This window comes from Okeania sp. SIO2B9 (assembly GCF_010672505.1).
In the GTDB taxonomy this organism is placed as follows: domain Bacteria; phylum Cyanobacteriota; class Cyanobacteriia; order Cyanobacteriales; family Microcoleaceae; genus Okeania; species Okeania hirsuta.
Window position 1 is genome coordinate 1 of sequence record NZ_JAAHGK010001137.1, and the last position, 2,486, is coordinate 2,486.

The 2,486-nt window shown below is 38.7% G+C and carries 1 protein-coding gene and 1 pseudogene; both read right to left on the reverse strand.

Features of this window, described 5'->3' with window-relative positions:
- Positions 1-274: 274 nt before the first annotated feature.
- Positions 275-430 (reverse strand): annotated as a pseudogene (locus F6K13_RS28180) (peroxiredoxin); the annotation flags it as partial.
- A gap of 66 nt (positions 431-496) precedes the next feature.
- A complete protein-coding gene (ltrA, locus tag F6K13_RS28185; RefSeq protein ID WP_240039161.1) occupies positions 497-2,380 on the reverse strand; it encodes a group II intron reverse transcriptase/maturase in 1,884 nt (627 codons plus the stop codon).
- Between the last annotated feature and the right edge of the window lie 106 nt (positions 2,381-2,486).

Here is a 2,486-nt window from a genome sequence, read left to right on the forward strand (position 1 = left end):
AATTAAATTTTTAATACTTGTAAAAAAGGTATGGTAAGGCTTAAATATGCGTGATTTTTTGCAGGTTTCACTGTTATTAGCTTATTCTTTATAAGAATTATAAAAAAGGTGATTATGCCTGTATTAATTATTTTTAACAATGGAAGTTTCACCTCAATATAGCATCACTTTTAGTAATTAGTATAAGAGGAAAAAAACTTATATGTAGCAATAATTCATCTGCTACTTAAAATTAGTAGGGAGTGGTGCATAACTCCCTACTTAATTAACTTAGTTAAATCTGCTGCAACTCATCTAAACGAGCCAAAACTTCTTGACTATGAATAGGCGGTCTTACCCCGAGAAAAATCTCCTGCAACATCCCATCTGGATCGATAATAAAAGTATGTCGCATTGAGAAAAAATTCATCCATGAACCGTAAGCTTTGTTAAACTAAGCCAGGTAAGTTACCCTACCCGACTCGTCTTCAGAACCGGACGTGAGACTTTCACCTCATCACGGCTCCTCTCTTAAACGTCCCTTTTCATGGGCACATCCCTGTCTTAGTGTCAACATATCGTCAACCCATAAATAATCTTCAGGTAAGTCCTGTAACTTTAGTTCTGCGTATGTCTTTTTATCTAAGGCAGTTTTAGTATCGTGGCAATGTCGGTGCAATAGTTGTTTATTTTTATATGTGTTGTCACCACCTTCAGACCTTGGTTTTATATGGTCAACTTCAATTAGGTCGTTTGGTCTAAAGGTTAGTCCACAAGATGCGCATTTATTCTTTTGCCGTTTTAACAGCGTTGTGACTTCTTTCCTTACGCCTGGATGTTTTCCAATTCTGCTGCTCCAATAAGTCCAGTCACCGTCATAGGGTGATTTATTATCTTTTACTTTAATATGCCGTATAATAGGTACATCAAAGTGCAGATTTAGTATATATTCGCCTTCGTTAAGTACCCAATTTCTGATTCCTTTTATGCTGGGGAAATACTTTTTCTTAACCCAAATGGCTGACTTATTCGGATGCCTCCTACTTGCCCATCTCCATAGCCTTTTCCATAGGAGGTCATCAATTTTTTTGAATATCTCCTTACTGACTACGGCTGAAAAGTAGTTAGCCCATCCTCTTATTACCGGATTTAATTTAGCTATTAGAGCTTTAGTAGGGGCAGTTTTGTGAGAATCACATATATCTGCCAGTTTCCGGTAGTGAGTTTTGATACTTTTAGAGGAGGGTTTTATCAGTGTTTTAAATCCTTGTTTAGTTGACTTAACCTTCCATTGCCTAACTGTAAAACCTAGAAAATCAAATCCAGGCTGATTCCCTTCATATTCTTCCAGGGTATGGGCAATTTTGGTTTTTCCTGGTTTTAGTTCTAGTCCTACCTGGTTTAACCATTCCTGTATTACGGCTTTTGCTTGCAGGACTACTTTGATATCTTCGTGAAGGATAACGAAGTCGTCAGCATAGCGTATTAGGGAGAGACTTTGACGTTTGTATTTCTTTGCCATTGCTCTTCCATTAGGATGTCTAATCGGGAGTTTTTCGGCAAATTCCATTACTCTTTCCTCTAGACCGTGTAAGGCGATGTTTGCTAGTAGGGGACTAATTACACCTCCCTGTGGTGTACCTTCCACAGATTTTAGGAATTGTTTATTATCAAACACTCCAGACTGTAACCATTGTTTAATTAATCGTCTGTATGGTGAATGACCTAATTTCCTCAGCAGTGCATCATGGTTAATTCGGTCGAAACATTTGGATATATCTGCATCAAGCACATATTTGGGTTTATGGTTAATGCTTATATAGATAGCCTCTATGGCATCATGGGTTGACCGTCCTGGTCTAAAACCATAACTGTTGGGTTCAAAGCGTGCCTCCCACTCTGGTTCCATACCTAACTTAACCAAGGCTTGTAATGCACGGTCGTACATCGTAGGGATTCCAAGTAGTCGCTTTTCATCCCTGCCTGGTTTTGGTATCCAGACTCTGCGGGTTGGGCTTGCTTTGAGGTGACGTGATGCGAGTAGATTCACCAAGTTGAATCGCTGCATTGGAGATAGATTTTTAATACCATCTACTCCAGCAGTTTTCTTGCCTTGGTTATCCTGTGTCACGCGCCTAACAGCTAGCAACCTTGCGTAATAGCTTTTGGTCAGAAGTTTTTGGTATCTGTGCATCTTGCGGAATTCGCCACTCATGGATGCTCTGTAAATCAATTTTTGTAATTTGAACACAGATTTCTCTACCTTCTTCCAATTAATATCCTTCCATTTAAGGTTAGGATTAATTGAAACTTGTGAGGGTATATCCTCTGTATCCCATGCTACGCTTAAAAATGGTTTAGGATTACCTAAGTTTCTTTTCAGTGTTTGAGCTTTGTTCATTACTATTCATTGCCTTACATTACGTCTAACAGTGGATACGTCTGCAAATTAATGCTTCTTATCCAATCCTACTCTCCCTAAGACCTACAACCTTTGTGTAGATTTA